Source organism: Arthrobacter sp. 05T420 (assembly GCF_056396305.1).
This window is the reverse complement of the sequence record NZ_JBFTLG010000007.1, coordinates 102,872-118,971: the sequence shown is the minus strand read 5'-3', so window position 1 is coordinate 118,971 and position 16,100 is coordinate 102,872. Positions and strand designations below refer to the sequence as shown.

The following is a 16,100-nucleotide window of genomic DNA, read 5'->3' as shown; positions in this document are numbered from 1 at the left end:
AATGAAGGCCTGTGAAGGTCTTCCATCCGATCTACGATCTGTTCGCCGGCAAGCTTCCCGGATCGTGGATCTTCAGCTTCGAAGGCCCGCCTAGTGCGGGCCTTCTTCTGTTATGAGGCTATTCGAATGGGGAGCTCCTGCTGGTACTCGTGCTGGTCGAGGGCAGCCAGGTCGGACTTCATCTGCGGTTCAACAGCGGACAGAACGTATTCCGAAACGGTCAGGCCCTTTGCCGCTGCCACTTTTGCAATGCCGTCAGCGGTGCACTCCTGCGCCCTGAAGCCAATAAACCTGCGCAGGCCCTTGCTAGGACGCCCGCCGCCTCGATTAACTGCTATTGCCGTCATGTGCTTTAGTCCTTTGAATCTCGCACAACACGCGGTTGTGACTGCTTCATCGCTGGTGCTACCTGGAGTCGACCACCGTGAAGTTTCTGTCTACGGCTATCGGCTGAGTCGAAGTTAGCACTGCTTGCAGCGGCATCCGGGGATTTGTTTACAGAAAACGGCTCCGCGTGTCGCCCCACACTCTTATTTGGCTTCGCAGACCTGCGCTGAAACCCTAGCTTCATAGTCGGGTGACGGCTCGATCTGCCGACATGGGTCACCCCTTTCTGCAGCCCGCCGAGTTGGGACATTGAAAGCGAAGGGTTATTCGGACACATTGTGGGTGGCGGCGATGTCGTGGTGTTGATCATGCGGGTCCTTTCTTCTCCTGGCGAAGCAGGCGCTTCTAGGGACCACTTGATATGGTTGGGCCCGTTCTGCCCGGGATATGCTGAACCCAGACTAAAACATGGTTGAAACATGTTTCAACCTACCCTATCCCTGTTGAAGCTATTGAAGGGTCCTGTTGTTGTGACGCAATCTCTGCGTTCCCTGTCTGTAACTACCTCTGAACAGGCTTTCCGCGATGCATCTGCTGCATTCGCAGCACTGGAACTGCCAGGTGCCCTGACTCTGACTCAGCTTTTGAGCGTCATCGAAGGAATCCGCGGCAGGCAGATCCGGATTCGTGCCACCGAAAAGTTGGTCGGCACATCGATCTGTGGTCTGTGGCTGCCGGGGGCGAAGATCGAGTGGGTGTTTCATCCCCCGACGCCCTGGGAGCTGCAGCGTCAGCAGTTCATTCTTCACGAACTTGCTCACATGGTCCTTGGCCACGACACAACGCCCGGTGCGGGTACCGTCTTGAAGAGCGGTTTTCGCGGCCTGTCTCCGGAGGTTGTGCGCAGGGCCCTCATGCGGACCGAGTTCCGGAGCTTGGAAGAGGCCACGGCCGAGTACCTTGCCGATCTCATGGCCGAGGCGTTGAGGGCGGGGCCTGGTGAACCGGGCGCCTTCGAGGACGTCTTCGGCTGATGGAGATCATCGCAGCGGGGCTGATGGTCAGCCTGACGCTCATCGTCATCGCATCACGCGGCCAGGGTAAGGACACCAGCATCCTATGGGCATCGGTGCTGATTTCCGTGTCCATGGTCCTCAATATAAGCCCTGTTTACGTGCTCGCAGACGGGTGGGTCGGCGGGAGGAACTATGCGGACCTGGGAGCAAACTTTCTCCTGCTGGCGGGTGTCTATTTTCTCGCCCGGGCCATTCATCGGGCTGCACAGCCGGCATCCTACGGCAGGAAATCCTCGTACGACGCGTCGGCCAAAGCAGGACTTGTGGGTACGGCGATATCGGCAACCATCCTGTTCATTCTGATCGATGCTCCTGTTACGTCGACGTCGTTTATGCGGGACTATGGAGGGCAGTGGCCGGCGGGTCTGTATTCGGCCGGGCAGTATCTCTACATAGGCGCGGTTATGGCCGCCGCAGGCTGGACCTGCGCGCGCTTTCGGAAGGCTTGGACCACCGGAATCTACACCGTAGCGTTCGCGCTCGTTGGCGTGGGGTGCCTGTCCGCCGTTTTGTTCGTCGTTGATGTGCTCGTACTCGATGCACTTCACGTGCTCGGTATGGTTGAGACACTCTCCGCCTTGTCCGTAATATATTCGGTGTTGAATTCGGCTACGTTCCTCTTTCTTTGCACCGGTATGGCTTTGCCTCCTGCCAGCCGCAAAATCACTGCCATCCACGAAACGGCGCGAACCAGCTCGGTGCTTGCGGGGCTAGAACCTATCTGGGGGCAGGCAGTAGCGGGAAATGCCGGGCTTACGCTGGACCTTGATGTGGTTCCGAAACGCCCGGACCGCCGGCGCAGCGAGCTGCACCGCATGATTGTGGAAATCCAGGACTCCTTGGCCCGGGATCCCGAAGTAAGAGACAGAATTGGCGCCGAAGGCCTCCGAAAACTGGCCAGCGCCTCCGACCACCTCGAGCGGCTGTCGTGGCGTCCCCGCTGAAGGCTGTTGCCTGCGCCGGGCTACTTGGTGCTGCGGGCGCCATTGCAGGTGCGACGTGGGCGGCCCGTCAGGCGACTTCAGCGACGTACAGGCGCCGCTATGGCATCGTCCCTCTGGCAATTTCCGATAACGAGATCGAGCTCCCAGTCACGAGACACACGCTGGCGCCGGGGCAGTTCGGTCTGCAGCTCTCGGCAGGCGGCCCTCCGGCCGTCATCGGTCCGGTCATATCCACCCGTGAAGGAAAAGTCACACGGCGCCTCCTTCATCGGCCTGCGGGCCTGTCCCTGGAGTCCAGGGGACGGTGGAGTGGCATTGTCTCGGTCGATCCATCGTCCGTTGCAGCTGACGTGGTCGAGACTTTTGTCGAGACAGCTCTCGGCCCAGCCCCTGCGTGGTTAATCGACCGGGGAACTGACCGCTGGGCCATCCACGTCCATGGGCAAGGAAGTGCCAGGGCACAGACACTGCGTGGGGTTGAGAGCGCATCGAGCATGGGACTCAGCTCATTGGTCATCTCATATCGGAATGACGGCGAGGGCCCTCGCTCGGGGGACGCTAGATCTCATTTGGGCGAATCGGAATGGCGCGATGTAGAAGCGGCTCTTCGGTTTGTTGCGGAGCGCGGCGGAACTGAATGTGTAGTGTTCGGATGGTCACTCGGGGCAACGATGGCTCTAAATACCGTGCAGCGGTCGTCGTTGGCAGAGATGATCAAGGGCCTCATTGTGGTTTCGCCGGTATTGGTCTGGGAGGATGTGCTGCGTGCCAACGCCCGCCATCAACGCTGTCCACAAGTCGTTGGCTCACTTATAGCCCGGCTCCTGGCGCTCAGCGCATTCAGCAGACTGGCCGGCCTCGAGGGGCCGTTGGAGGTGCGCGGTGCTGACCGGGCCAGATTCCAGGGCGCCCTGAGCATCCCGGTCCTGATCCTCCACAACAGGAATGACTGGTCTGTTCCTTTTGAAACTTCCGCTCGCTTCGCGCAAACACACAAAGACCGGATAGAACTCGTGGAGTTCGACTGTTCCGGACACACTCAAGAATGGAATTCCGACCCGGTATGGTGGAATCTAGCTGTCCGCCGCTGGTACGAATATTGGTTCCCGCCGGGCCCGGCCGGAGAACAAGCTGCGGCAAACAGCGAATGAAATTGGATGGGGTTGAATTTATGGTTGGCGGTGACAGTCCCCGCGATCGGCTAGAGCGGGCGGAGACCCTTGCTCGCAAGGTGAACCTCCTCCTGGACGTCGTGGTGGCCGAAGGCGGAGAACCCTATGAGTTCGCCGACATCCAGGCAGGCGTGCGCGAAAACGGGTACGAGCTATCTCGAACGCGCTGGTGGCGAATTCGCTCCGGTGAGTCACCCGATGCTGTCCCCAAAGAAGCCCTGGTTGCGATGGCCAAATTCTTCAAAGTGGAACCGGCATACCTGACCGATGAATCCGGTGAACTCCCGGAACGGATTGAGCGGGAGCTGCAACTCCTGAAAAAGATGCGCCGGAACAAGTTGAAGAACATCGCGGCCCGAACTCTCGGCGACATCGACATTAAGACCCTCGAGGCGATCAACGCACTCCTGGACGATGTGGACACCTACGAAAGCAACGACCCCGAACGCGACTGAATCATGGTTGAAACATGTTTCAACCCTGCTATCGTGGACGTGTGCCCACCGCGATAAGTTGTACTACCCCCCAACGAGCACCGGCGTACCGCCGGCCCGCCCCGGGACAGTCGCGATCACATGCCTTCGACGTAGCTGGTGTACTCCTGGGTCAGCTCGCGAACCCGAGCGGATTGAACCATATAGACGACATCCTTGCCGTGGCGCATACCTGCCGGTGGGTCCGTCCGCACCAGGCCCGCCTTGGCCAGAAAATCGAGGTGTCGGTTCAGGCTTGGTCGGCTGATATCCAACGCAGCGTGCAGACGCCCGATGGTCGACGGGCCGAGCATCGACAGGCGGCGCAGGATATCTACCCGGGCACGGTTGCCCATAAGACTGATTGCCATCTCAACTTCGGGCGGCATTTTTGGTCGAATCAAGCTTGGCATGGATCCATCTTGCCTGACGCAACGACGAACCAATGCCTCCTTTGCCGACGCACTCTATTACTAAGCAATAGAGTTTGCAGCGGCCTGACTCTGTGGCCCGCATGAAGCCGACGAGACTGCTGATCGGCACTGCGATTATTGTGCCGACGCTCTTCCTGGGTTTGGTTCTGTCGATCGTTCTGCTCTTCGGGCCGATACCTGCTGCGGCCGACTGCGGTCCGGTCGTTTCCGTCGTCATCGACGGCAGCACCAAGGTTGAGGGCTACACCCAGGAGCAGCTCAAGAACGCCGCAGCCATCATGGGCGCCGGAAAGTCGCTGAACTTGTCCGTAAACGGTCAGATGGTCAGCGTGATGGTGGCCCTGGGGGAGTCGGGGTTGCGTGTGCTGGATGCCGGCGACGGTGCCGGCCCGGACTCGCGGGGGTTGTTCCAGCAGCGCGATAACGGCGCGTGGGGCTCCTACGCAGACCGCATGAACCCGTCCATCAGCGCGACGAACTTCATCAAGGCCCTACAGGCCGTGGCCGGCTGGGAGCTGTTGGAACCGACCATTGCCGGTAACAAGGTCCAGCGCAACGCCGACCCGTACCACTACCAGAAATACTGGCCCGAAGCCGTCAAACTCGTCCAGGCGCTCTCGAACTCGAAATTCTCCCTGGAAGGCAGCGACTGCGCCATCCCCGAACAGTCGGGCGCGGGGGATGACTACCCGTGGAAGAACTCCCCGACCTGGTTGCAGGTCGGAGCGACTACAGCCAGCACCTCGCCGCTGGGCATGTACTACCGCGAGTGCGTGGACTTCGCCCTGTGGCGGGTGAACCAGCAGATGGGTTCAACCAGCGCACCGTTCAAGTTCCTCAACGGCACCTTCCGCCCGGACGGGCAGGGCCTCGGATCGGCCCTGACCTGGAGGGCCGGCTGGGACGCCAAGGGCTGGCCCACCGGCAGCACACCCCGGGCCGGTGCGGTCGTTTGGTACGCGCCCGGTGCCGGGGGAGCGGACCCCAACTTCGGCCACGTCGCCGTAGTCAAGGAAGTCAAGGACAACGGCACCTACGTCGAAGAGGGCTACAACGGCAATCCGGCCCCGGCCGACCACACCTATTACACCCGGACAGTGGCCAACACCGTCCCCTCCGCTTTCCTGTACCTGCCCACTCACGAGGAGAAGAAGTGAAAAAGCCCTTGACCCTGCTCGCCGTGGCGCTGCTCTGCGTGTCCTGCGCACCGGTGGCGAACACGACGCCGGTACCGCCGGAACCAACGACCACCACGGCGTCCGCGCCGGTCTCACTTAGCGCCAACAGCGGACCCCAGGCGCCCGGGGGAACGGTCCCGGCCACGATCGGCATCACCTGGGATCAGGCCAGCAAGGACCAGGCGGTGGACGTCGCCGGGAAGGCAATGGCGGACTTCGCCCGTCCCACGGTGGAGGAAAAGCAGTGGGCCAATGACCTGGCCCGCTGGCTGACCCCGCAGGCGACCGCCGATTACTCGGCAGTGGATCCGGCTAACATCCCGGTCAGCCGCGTCACCGGCCCCGCCACTCTGAGCGTCGATGAAGCCAACGGCTTCGGTGTCATGGCAGCGGTCCCCACAAACGCCGGGACCTACACGGTGCAGCTGCTCCGCACCGGCAAGGACGCCCCGTGGAAGGTCAACCGGCTCACCCCGCCCTCGACCTAAGCGCCGCACCCTCCATCTCACACACGTAAGGAAGAAGCTCATGGGTACTACACCAACCGAGGTAATGGCCTTTCCCAACATCCGGGCCATCGTCCGGGACAACGGCACCGCCGAGGTCGTCGTCGCGGGCAACTCCCGCGTCGTCCCTGCCGGGGATACCGTGCAGGAACTGCGCCACAACGCTCTGGCCCTTATCGTGGGCGAGGCACAGACCCTCCAGCGCCCCGTCAGGGTCCAGATCGAGGACCCCGAAGGCCACGGTGAACTCATCGTCCACCCAGATAACAAAATCGAATCCGTCTCCTACGACCCCCGGCAGACCCGCCGCCAGGCAGAAGCCCCCGAAACCACGCCCAAGACAGCCGCCCCGGCGATCATTGAGACCGTCCCCGCCCCGGAGCCCGTGGCCACTCCAGCAGAGCCCTCGCCAGTTCCAGCTCCTGCAGCACCGGTGGACGCCCAGCCGCGGCCACCCGCCCACATGGGAGCCGATACCGTTCCGGTGCCGGCCACCCCGGAACCGCATACGGCTGTCATGGCCGGGGAAGCGGCGCCGACGCGGCGCAGCTTGAAGGAAACCTCGTTCCTGGTCAGCGCCCCGGTGCTGGAACCGGCCACCCAAGGCTGGCGGGGAACGCTCACGCGCCTGGGCTTCCGGATGGACCCCTCAGAGGAAGAACTCTCAGAGCGGGAGGACATCCGCACGGTGAGCCAGCACTGGCCCGGCCCCCGGACCGTTGCCGTGGTCAACCGCAAGGGCGGGGCGAACAAGACCCCCACTGTGGTGATGCTCTCGGCCATCCTCGCCCGCTACAGCGGGGCCGCCACGGTTGCGTGGGACAACAACGAGTCCCAGGGCACCCTCGGGTGGCGGACGGAAAAGGGCGCCCACGACCGCAGCGTACTGGACCTGATCGACTCCTCCCAGACTCTGCTCTCGCCGTCAACGAACGCCGCCGAAATCGCCAGGTTCGTTCATCACCAGACGGCCGACAAGTTCGATGTCCTGCGCTCGGATGAAAACGAGGAAGGCGATCACGAAGTGACCGCCGAGGAAGTCGACATCGCCCACCAGGTCCTCACCCGCTACTACCGGCTCGTGGTCATGGACTCGGGCAACACCGCCCGGGCCGCGAACTGGCGGCGGATGATCGATCACACCAACCAGCTCGTCGTCCCCGTCACCGCCATCGAGGACCGCGCCGAAGCCGCACGGCTGACCCTGCAGACGCTGGAATCCCGTGGCGGCCACGACGCGGAACTGGCCCGCAACGCCGTCGTGATCGTCTCCGAGTCCACCGACGCCAAACGCAGCATGAGCGGGGATGCCCTGAAGCGGGCCAAAGACGAGGCCCAGCGGATCGCGGACGGCTTCGCCCCGTACGTCCGGGCCGTCGTCCGGATTCCATACGATCCGGCCCTGGTCAATGGCCCCATCCGCTATGAAGCCCTTCAGCCCGCAACCCAGCGTGCCTGGCTGGCGGCCGCGGCCGCCGTAGCCGCCGGCTTCTAAACCACCCACCAACGGACTTTGAAAGGAGGAAATCGTGCAACAGTCCCTGAACCCCTGGATCACCCACCCGGTCCCCGCCGACGGCGCGGACACCGCAGCACCGGATGCGTATGTGCCGCCTGCGGCTGTGATCAGTGCGCCGCTGAGGGGAATGGTCGAACCGGACGCCGCAGACCGTCTGGCCCGCCGCACGGTCTCAGGCTCCGCAGCCCTGTGGGTCACCGGCGCCCACGGTGGATCCGGTGAAAGCCGCATCGCTGATCTGATCGGCGGTGCGCGGGTCACCGATCACTGCTGGCCCGTTCTCCAGGACGGCAGCAAGCCTCGAGTGCTGCTGATCTGCCGTGCAGATATGCGCGGCCTGACAGCTGCACAGAGCGCCCTGACGCAGTGGGCATCAGGCGCGGCACCGGAGCTTGATCTGCTCGGCCTCGCCGTTCTGGCGGACGCACCGGGGAAGACTCCCAAACCCTTGCGTGACTTCGTCGCCATCGTCGGCGGGGGCGCACCCCGGCTCTGGACCCTGCCCTGGGTCGAGGCCTGGCGACACGGGGACTCCACCACCCCGCCGCCGCCGGCCCGCGAATACCAACGCTTCATCACTGACTTAGCCGCCCTGGCCACCGACACCACACCCAGCACCAAACACTGAAAGGTCTCACCATGAACCCCTTCTCCGCAATTGCAGCAAGCGTCATCCCCAACCCCACCCCCGTCGTCCCGGCACAGGCAGGTGGCCTGCTCACGATCCTGAACTGGGCCTCCGGCATCGGCCTGGTCCTGGGCGTCCTAGGCGTGATCATCGTGGGCATCGGCATGGTCATCCAGCTCCAACGCGGTGAGGGAGCCCAAGCCATGGGCAAGCTCGGCTGGGTCCTGATGGGCTGCATCATCATCACCGGCTCCGCCGGCATCGTCCGAGCCTTCGTCTAAGCCAGCACCAACAACGGGAGGTTCAGCATGAGCCAGTCAACTGAGAGCACCACCGAAAGCAATCCGTTCACCAAACCCGGTTTCATCATTGCTGCCGCGCTGGTGGTCGCGCTGATTGCAGCAGCCGTCGTCATCTTCCTGCTCCCCAAAGGACAGGAGAGCGCCCCGCCGGCACCGGCTCCGGCGGAATCCAGCAACACAACTACAGCCAGCCCCAGCGCTTCGGCGACAGCAGGACAGAGTATCTGTGGCCTGCCCTCCTCGTCGGAGTCATCGCTGGGAGCGGCCCCCAAGACGAAGTGGGAACTCGTCGGAACAATGGCCGCACCAACCGACCCGAAAATAGGTCCGGGAAAGACGGACGATCAGGGCATCCGGTCCTGCTTCGCTCACACTCCGACAGGGGCGCTTTATGCGGCGGTGAACCTTTGGGCTCTGGGCATCGACCCCTCCAAAGAACGAGCTATCGCGGAGCATCTTGCAGCCAAAGGACCTGGCCGTGACGCAGGGATGAAGACACCCACGACCGCGGCCCCAGCCTCGGCCGTGAAAGTCCAGATAGCGGGCTTCAATGTCTCATACACGGCGAACCAAACCGTTGTTGAACTGGCATTCAAGGCGGACAACGGAGCGCTTGCTTCGGTGCGGACGGCTCTGCTTTGGCAGGACGGGGATTGGAAGGGCGTTGTTGACGACAACGGCGCACCCTTGGAGGAACCACGGCAAGTCCGTGACCTTTCCGGATTCATCCTTTGGAGCGGAGCATGAGGCCTACCTGGAACCCCGTAGGGGACTGGTTTTCAGGGCTCGCTGATGACGCCATGGGCAACATGGCGAAGGCCATCATGGAGGGCATGAGCCAGATGGTGACGACTCTGTCGACTTTCTGGGTTTCCATGCCAACGGTGAACCTTGCCAGTGTGGACGGAGCGACGCCAAGCCCCGTCGTCTCCATGGTGAACAGCGAATTGATGGTCTGGACTCTGACGCTTGCGGTCCTCGCCGTCATTCTCGGCGGTATCCGGATGATCTGGGAACAACGCGGAGCACCGCTAAAGGAGCTACTGCGGTCCCTCGTCACGCTCACATTTGTCAGTGGCTTGGGCCTGGGTGTCATCTCGATTCTGGTAATCGCCGCGGATGCTTTCTCTGCCGCCATCATTGAGCGCTCCACCGACGGAAAGGGCTTTGCTGAGTCGATGAACCTCCTGATCGTGACCGGCCAGACGGGGGTGGGCGTGTTCATCCTTATCGTTCTGGGATTGATCGGTCTGCTTGCCTCCCTCGTCCAGATCGTTCTGATGGTGGTCCGCAGCGGCATGTTGGTGATCCTGGCGGGCATTCTGCCCACCACCGCTGCTTTCACGAACACGGAGATGGGAAAGCAGTGGTTTCAAAAAGCGGTTGGCTGGACCATCGCTTTCATCCTCTACAAACCAGCCGCGGCCATCGTCTACTCGGTCGCGTTCGTGCTCATGGGGCACAACAGCGGGAAGGACGGCCTGATCGGGTCCATCACGGGTTTCACGTTGATGGTTGTCGCCCTGTTCGCTTTGCCGGCGCTGATGCGGTTCGTGACGCCGATGGTCGGTGCCGTCGCCTCCGGCGGGGGAGCGGGGGCCGGGGCTGCCGTTGGGGCTATGGCCACAGGCGCTGTGTCCATGGGCCGCAGTGGCAGCGGTAAGGGCCATGCCGCCCCGACCCCGGCGAGCACACAAAGCAACCAGTCAGGCGCATCTCCGAAGGGCAGCAATGGAACACCTGGCCCGAAGGGGAGCGGCGGCCAGCCGACACCCGGGGCTACCGGTCCGGGTGGGGCAGCCAGCGCCGCAACTGCGGGGACAGCAGGCACCACCGGCGCAGGAGCTGCCGCCGGCAGCGCAGGCGCCGCGTCGGGTGCGGCGAAGGCCGCAGGTCCGGCTGGCATGGCCGTCGCCGTAGGAGCACAAGCAGCGTCCAGGGTTTCTCAGGCCGCACAACAGACCGCGCAGGATTCAACCGGCCAATCAGAAACAGTGGAGGGCCCCAGTGGCAGCAATTAATACCGAATACAAGGAACCGTCCTACGGCAACTGGCGCGTCCCGCGCTCTGCCGGGTTGGGCAACCTCGGCGCTATCGGCACCGGTATTGTCATGGCCGGGTTGTTGCTGGGCATCATTAGCTTCGCCATCTGGGGCCTGTTCCCGGGCCTTGCCGTCCTGGCTGTGGCCGGGGCCAGCGCCCTGTTGCTGACGGTCAAGGACAAGCACGGCCAGTCCGTTGTTGACCGGTTCGGAACCCGGATGAGCTTCCGTCTCTCCAAGTCCTCCGGAACGAACCTCTACCGTTCCGGCCCCCTCGGTGTGACGGCCTGGGGCATGTACCAGCTGCCCGGCCTTGCCGCGAAGTCGACCCTGTACGAATTCACCGACTCCTACAAGCGCCCGTTCGCGCTGCTGCACGTCCCGGCCACCAGCCACTACACCCTGATCTTCTCCACCGAACCCGACGGCGCGTCCCTGGTGGACCCGGAACAGGTCGATGCGTGGGTGGCGAACTGGGGCGGCTGGCTCGCCGGCCTCGGGGACGAAGCGGGCCTGGACGCCGCGGCCGTGACGGTCGAGACCGCACCGGACTCCGGCTACCGGCTCCGCAATGAGGTCATGATGAACATCGACCCGAACGCCCCGGATTTTGCCAAGAACGTGCTCAACGAGGTCGTCGACACGTATCCGGAAGGTTCGGCCACGGTCCGGGCCTGGGTGTCCCTGTCGTTCAATGCCTCCCTCCGGGCAGGAGGGAAGAAGCGCACACCGGAGGACGTGGCCCGTGACCTCGCGTCCCGGATCCCCGGGCTGTCGGCCCGGCTGCAGTCCACCGGCGCCGGTATCGCCCGTCCGATGTCCGCGCAGGAACTCTGCGAGGTTGTCCGGATCGCCTACGATCCTCCCGCCGCCCTGATCATTGATCAAGCGCACGCCGCCGGCTCCCCGGTCACCCTGACCTGGGGCGAAGTCGGACCCTCCGCGACGCAGGCGGCCTGGGATGACTACCGGCACGACGGCGCGTTCTCAGTCTCCTGGACCATGACCGGTGCCCCGCGCGGGTCGGTGAACTCCTCGGTCCTGTCCCGGCTGCTGGCCCCGCACGGGGACATCGACCGGAAGCGGATCTCGCTGCTGTACCGCCCGATGGATTCAGCCCGCGCCGCCGCCGTGGTGGAGCGGGACCAGAACAACGCCAACGTCCGCATCACCTCCGGGACCCGGCCCTCCGCCCGCGCCCTGGTCGATGCCCGCTCCGCTGTACAGACGGCGCAGGAAGAAGCCCAGGGCGCCGGACTGGTGAACTTCGGCATGGTCGTCACGGCCACCGTGACCGACAAGGACCGCCTCCCCGATGCCGTCGCCGCCGTGGAACAGACCTCCGGTACTGCCCGGGTGCTGCTGCGCCGGGCCTACGGTGCCCAAGACACCGCGTTCGCGGCGTCGCTGCCCCTAGGGCTGGTCCTTCCCAAGCACAGCATGCTGCCCTCCGAAATCAAGGCCGCCCTGTAATGGCCCGCATGAAACTCTTCACCCGACCTGCCAAGACGGCTGGAGCACCGGTCAAAGCTGCGCCGAAGAGGAAGGCTGAGAAGGAACCACGTCAGGCCGGGCCGACTGCCCGTGGCTGGACCGGACGCGGCGGCGGCATGGCCCAGCTCGTCCCGTCCGTGAAGGAATACCGGGGAACCACGGTTCAGGTCTGCGGGCTGTGGCCGTTTTCCTCCGGGGCGTCCTCGCCCATGATCGGCGTCCCGCTTGGACGCCATGAGGAGACCCAGGCCACGGTTTGCTGTGACCCGATCAGCTGGTTCCAGCGGGCACGCCTGATTTCCAATCCGTCTGCGTTCATCCTGGGCAAGCCGGGGCTGGGAAAGTCCACCGTGGTGCGCCGGATGTTCATCGGTCTCTCCGCCCAGGGCGTCCACCCCCTGATCCTGGGGGACTTGAAAGGCGAGCACGTCAAAGCGGTGCAGGCGCTCGGCGGCCAGGTCATCAAGCTCGGCCGCGGTGTCGGCTACCTGAACATTCTCGATCCCGGGCAGGCCGTCGAAGCGGCGCAGCTGCTCGAAGACAGCGGCCACCATGAGGACGCCGCCCGGGTCCGCGCCGACGCGCACGGCCGCCGCCTGACAATGGTCGTCTCCCTAATCACGATCAGCCGGAACAATCCGCCCACCGATCAGGAACAGACGATCCTGGACCGGGCCTTGCGGGTCCTCGATGACCGGTTCGACGGTGTTCCCGTCTTGAAGGACCTGTTGGACGTGATCATCTCCGCCCCCGATGAGCTGCGGCAGGTCGCCCTGGACCGCGGCGACATGGCCGTCTACCTGCAGGAAACCCGGGCACTGGAAGCAACCCTGCTGGGCCTGACCGGTGGCGGGAAGCTGGGAGAAATCTTCTCCCGGCACACCACCAACCCCATGATGCGGGACCGCGCCGTGGTCTTTGACGTCTCCAGCATTGACGAGACAGAAACCGACCTGCAGGCCGCCGTCCTTCTCGCGTGCTGGTCCTACGGATTCGGCACCGTCAACGTCGCCAACGCCCTCGCCGACGCCGGCCTGGAACCGCGCCGGAACTACTTCGTGGTCCTGGATGAACTGTGGCGGGCACTGCGCGCCGGTAAAGGCATGGTGGACCGGGTGGACGCCCTGACCCGGTTGAACCGCTCCGTCGGTGTCGGGCAGATCATGATTTCCCACACCATGTCCGACCTGCTGGCACTGCCGGCGGAAGAGGACCGGATGAAAGCCCGGGGTTTCGTTGAGCGTTCCGGCATGGTGATCTGCGGCGGCCTCCCGGCCTCGGAGATGCCGTTGCTGACCTCGGCCATTCCGTTGTCCCGCCAGGAGCAGCAGAAGCTCATCTCCTGGCAGGACCCGCCCGCGTGGGACTCCCGCGGCCTCGACGTCGAACCTCCCGGACGCGGGAAGTTCCTGATCAAGGTCGGTGGCCGTCCCGGGATCCCGGTTCTGGTGGGACTGACGTCCTTGGAGCAAGGCCCGGACGGAGTCAACGACACCGAAGAAAAATGGCACGACAGCCCGGAAACCCTCCTCGAGCCAATGACCCCTGACCTACCGACTGAGGGAGGCACGCTGTGAGCGCACCGAACCGTAAAGGAATGGGCCTCGGCGATGCACTGCTGGTCTGGTTCGCCGTTGGTTTCATCGTCGTCTTCGGCGGCGGGACCTACGCCGCCGCCCACCTCGGCTCCTGGATGGCCGGCATCGACTCACCCCCTGCCCATCCCATCGACTTGATCGCCGGGCTCATCAAGGGCCGGGTGCCCTGGCCCGTCCAGTCCACCGTCGCGGCCGCCCTCATGGCAGGGGTGCTCGTGGTTCTGGCCATCGTCGTGCTCGTGGCCTGGCGGCAGGGTGCATCCAAGCGTGCCCGCGTCGATAAGGCGGCCCGATACCTGGGGCGAGGTAAATCCCTGGCCGCGTTCTCCGAGAAGGGCGCAAAAACCACCGCCGAGCGCCTTGGCGTGACAGGCACGCCGGGCATCGTCGTCGGCAAAGTCGTCTCCACCGGCCAGACGTTCATTCAGTCCTGGGAAGACCTCAGCCTCGATATCTGGGGCCCCCGTACCGGTAAGTCGACCTCCCGGGTCATGCCCGCGATCCTGGACGCACCCGGCGCCGTCGTCTCCACCTCGAACAAGCGCGACGTCGTGGACGGCACCCGCGGCGTCCGCGAGCTCACGGCCCCGGTATGGGTGTTCGATCCGCAGAAGATCGCACAAGAGGAAGCACAGTGGTGGTGGAACCCGCTCTCCTACGTCACCGACGAAGAGAAAGCCTACAAACTCACCCAGCACTTCGCGGTCGGTTCACGCCTTCCGGGGTCCAAGCCGGATGCCTACTTCGACCCCAAGGCCGAGGACATTCTCTCGTCTTACTTCCTCGCGGCCGCGCTCGGTGGGCTGCCCATCACGCAGGTCTACCTGTGGGTGACGGAGCAGGTCAGCCGGGAACCCATCGAAATCCTCAAAGAGCACGACTACGAGCTGCAGTACAAGGGCCTGGAATCCACACTGAAGCTGGCCGACAAGCAGCGCGACGGTATCTTCGGCACCGCCGAGAAGATGATCCAATGCCTCAAGAGTAGGAACACGCTGCGCTGGGTCGCCCCGGCCCATGGCGCGTCCGTGGCCACGGATGCCCGCCGGCAGTTCAACCCTCACGCGTTCGCGGCCTCGCAGGAGACGATCTACATCCTCTCCAAGGAAGGGGCCGGCTCAGCAGCCCCGCTCACCACAGCGCTGACGGTGGCGATCGCAGAGGCGATGGAGGAACGCGCCGAGCGCAGCGGCGGCCGCCTCCCGAAGCCTGCGCTGTTCGCCCTCGATGAGCTGGCCAACGTCGTCCGCTGGGCAGCCCTGCCGGACCAGTTCAGCCACTACGGCTCCAAGGGCCTGATCGTCATGGGCATCCTGCAGTCCTGGTCCCAGGGCGTCGAACTGTGGGGCGAAGCGAACATGCGGAAAATCTGGTCCGCCGCGAACGTCAAGGTCTACGGCGGCGGCGTCGCCGAAGAAGGGTTCCTGCGGGCCCTCTCGGACCTGATCGGGGACTACAGCTACACCAACATCTCCATCTCCTCCGGTAAATCCGGCTCCAGCCGCTCCCGCCAGGAAGGCAAAGAACGCATCTTCGATGTCTCCAACCTCGCCGAACTCGACCGCGGCCGCGCGGTGGTTCTCGCTTCCGGCGCACCGGCCACCCTGGTTCGGACCCTGCCCTGGTATACCGGCCCGCACAAGGACGCCGTAGAAGCGTCCATCAAAAAGTACAGCCCCCGGCCGGAGCAAGACGAAGTGCCCCTCGCTGCAGCAGCTGCCGCCAACCCCTGGGTCACCGGGTAAGAGATTCTGACATGACCATCGATATCGGCCGATTCCGTGAAGCGCCCGGCACCAGCGCAGAAGAGCCCGCCAGCACGGCTGGAGACGAGCAAAAGCCACCGGAACTCGTCTACGGCTCAGCCGAGGAATTCCTGCACGAGCAGCTGCTGCCCACCTACGTCCGCGACGTCGACGGCCGCGCAGCAAAATGGTGCATCGAATGGTACTTCCACCCCGAAGCAGTCTCCCGAATAGAAGCTCTGTGGCGGGCCTGGGAACACCTCAGACTCGACGGGGCCACCGGCATCAGCGTGTGGTTCAAAGACCACGCAGACCACCACATGAGCGTGCTCCTCGACCCACGCGGACCGTTCTACAAATGCGACATGGAAAAGCACCGGGATCCCGAGCACCTGGAACCGAAGAAGGCCCCGATTGGATGGTTCCCCGATGTCCGCCTTGATCCCGCCCGGCCCGCAAGGGCTGGGCTCCTAGGGGAGGCGGAGCCCTCAGTGGAACCGGTTGCACCTCGAACTTGCTAGTTACCGCTCCGGCGCGAGGATCGATAGCACGACAAAAGATGAGCCACTGCTGTTACGAGAGCGGCAGCCGTTTTTGCGGTGACCGCAAAGGCCGATGGCCTGCTTGAAAAAACAGCTGTACCGCGGGGCTGCATGTGACC

The 16,100-nt window shown here is 64.1% G+C and carries 17 protein-coding genes; 15 read left to right on the top strand and 2 right to left on the bottom strand.

From position 1 onward, the window contains the following. Nucleotides 1-110 precede the first annotated feature (110 nt). Nucleotides 111-347 carry a hypothetical protein gene (locus AC1DEM_RS08900; RefSeq protein ID WP_476884082.1) on the bottom strand — a complete coding sequence of 79 codons (237 nt, stop codon included), beginning with the start codon at nt 345-347 and terminating at the stop codon, nt 111-113. Between the two features lie 483 nt (nt 348-830). Between AC1DEM_RS08900 and AC1DEM_RS08895 the strand changes: the two genes are divergently transcribed. From AC1DEM_RS08895 to AC1DEM_RS08880, 4 genes are all read left to right on the top strand, one after another. Beyond that, nucleotides 831-1,361 (top strand): hypothetical protein, encoded by a 531-nt coding sequence (locus AC1DEM_RS08895; RefSeq protein WP_476884081.1) that lies wholly within the window; start codon nt 831-833, stop codon nt 1,359-1,361. Next, the gene (locus AC1DEM_RS08890; protein WP_476884080.1) at nt 1,361-2,347 is read left to right on the top strand and encodes a hypothetical protein; all 987 of its coding nucleotides are present in this window, start codon (nt 1,361-1,363) and stop codon (nt 2,345-2,347) included. The genes AC1DEM_RS08895 and AC1DEM_RS08890 overlap by 1 nt, the downstream gene beginning before the upstream one ends. Nucleotides 2,348-3,048: 701 nt before the next feature. Continuing rightward, on the top strand, nt 3,049-3,498 hold the full coding sequence (locus AC1DEM_RS08885; RefSeq protein WP_476884079.1) for an alpha/beta hydrolase family protein: 450 nt from the start codon (nt 3,049-3,051) through the stop codon (nt 3,496-3,498). A gap of 80 nt (nt 3,499-3,578) precedes the next feature. After that, complete coding sequence (locus AC1DEM_RS08880; RefSeq protein WP_476884078.1) at nt 3,579-3,974, top strand: hypothetical protein; 396 nt, start codon at nt 3,579-3,581, stop codon at nt 3,972-3,974. 116 nt (nt 3,975-4,090) lie between these two features. On the opposite strand, the gene AC1DEM_RS08875 is transcribed toward AC1DEM_RS08880, so the two are convergent. Continuing rightward, nucleotides 4,091-4,405 (bottom strand): ArsR/SmtB family transcription factor, encoded by a 315-nt coding sequence (locus AC1DEM_RS08875; protein ID WP_476884077.1) that lies wholly within the window; start codon nt 4,403-4,405, stop codon nt 4,091-4,093. 101 nt (nt 4,406-4,506) lie between these two features. Between AC1DEM_RS08875 and AC1DEM_RS08870 the strand changes: the two genes are divergently transcribed. From AC1DEM_RS08870 to AC1DEM_RS08820, 11 genes are read left to right on the top strand one after another with little or no spacing between them, the layout of a single operon-like run. Continuing rightward, nucleotides 4,507-5,583 (top strand): CHAP domain-containing protein, encoded by a 1,077-nt coding sequence (locus AC1DEM_RS08870; protein WP_476884076.1) that lies wholly within the window; start codon nt 4,507-4,509, stop codon nt 5,581-5,583. Then, nucleotides 5,580-6,092, top strand: coding sequence for a hypothetical protein (locus AC1DEM_RS08865; protein ID WP_476884075.1), 513 nt, complete (start codon nt 5,580-5,582; stop codon nt 6,090-6,092). Before AC1DEM_RS08870 ends, AC1DEM_RS08865 begins: the two co-directional genes overlap by 4 nt. A 40-nt stretch (nt 6,093-6,132) precedes the next feature. After that, the gene (locus AC1DEM_RS08860; protein WP_476884074.1) at nt 6,133-7,605 is read left to right on the top strand and encodes a MinD/ParA family ATP-binding protein; all 1,473 of its coding nucleotides are present in this window, start codon (nt 6,133-6,135) and stop codon (nt 7,603-7,605) included. Nucleotides 7,606-7,639: 34 nt separating this feature from the next. After that, nucleotides 7,640-8,257 carry a DUF6668 family protein gene (locus AC1DEM_RS08855; protein ID WP_476884073.1) on the top strand — a complete coding sequence of 206 codons (618 nt, stop codon included), beginning with the start codon at nt 7,640-7,642 and terminating at the stop codon, nt 8,255-8,257. An 11-nt stretch (nt 8,258-8,268) separates the two neighbouring features. Next, nucleotides 8,269-8,538 (top strand): hypothetical protein, encoded by a 270-nt coding sequence (locus tag AC1DEM_RS08850; RefSeq protein WP_476884072.1) that lies wholly within the window; start codon nt 8,269-8,271, stop codon nt 8,536-8,538. 27 nt (nt 8,539-8,565) lie between these two features. After that, entirely contained in the window at nt 8,566-9,306 is a 741-nt protein-coding gene (locus AC1DEM_RS08845) for a DUF8175 domain-containg protein (RefSeq protein ID WP_476884071.1), read from the top strand. Beyond that, nucleotides 9,303-10,580 (top strand): TrbL/VirB6 family protein, encoded by a 1,278-nt coding sequence (locus tag AC1DEM_RS08840; RefSeq protein ID WP_476884070.1) that lies wholly within the window; start codon nt 9,303-9,305, stop codon nt 10,578-10,580. The genes AC1DEM_RS08845 and AC1DEM_RS08840 overlap by 4 nt, the downstream gene beginning before the upstream one ends. Beyond that, a complete protein-coding gene (locus tag AC1DEM_RS08835) occupies nt 10,567-12,075 on the top strand; it encodes an SCO6880 family protein (RefSeq protein WP_476884069.1) in 1,509 nt (502 codons plus the stop codon). Before AC1DEM_RS08840 ends, AC1DEM_RS08835 begins: the two co-directional genes overlap by 14 nt. Continuing rightward, entirely contained in the window at nt 12,075-13,673 is a 1,599-nt protein-coding gene (locus tag AC1DEM_RS08830) for an ATP/GTP-binding protein (RefSeq protein WP_441410155.1), read from the top strand. Before AC1DEM_RS08835 ends, AC1DEM_RS08830 begins: the two co-directional genes overlap by 1 nt. Further along, entirely contained in the window at nt 13,670-15,439 is a 1,770-nt protein-coding gene (locus AC1DEM_RS08825) for a type IV secretory system conjugative DNA transfer family protein (protein WP_441410154.1), read from the top strand. Before AC1DEM_RS08830 ends, AC1DEM_RS08825 begins: the two co-directional genes overlap by 4 nt. 11 nt (nt 15,440-15,450) lie before the next feature. Further along, on the top strand, nt 15,451-15,960 hold the full coding sequence (locus AC1DEM_RS08820; RefSeq protein ID WP_476884068.1) for a DUF4913 domain-containing protein: 510 nt from the start codon (nt 15,451-15,453) through the stop codon (nt 15,958-15,960). Nucleotides 15,961-16,100 lie beyond the last annotated feature (140 nt).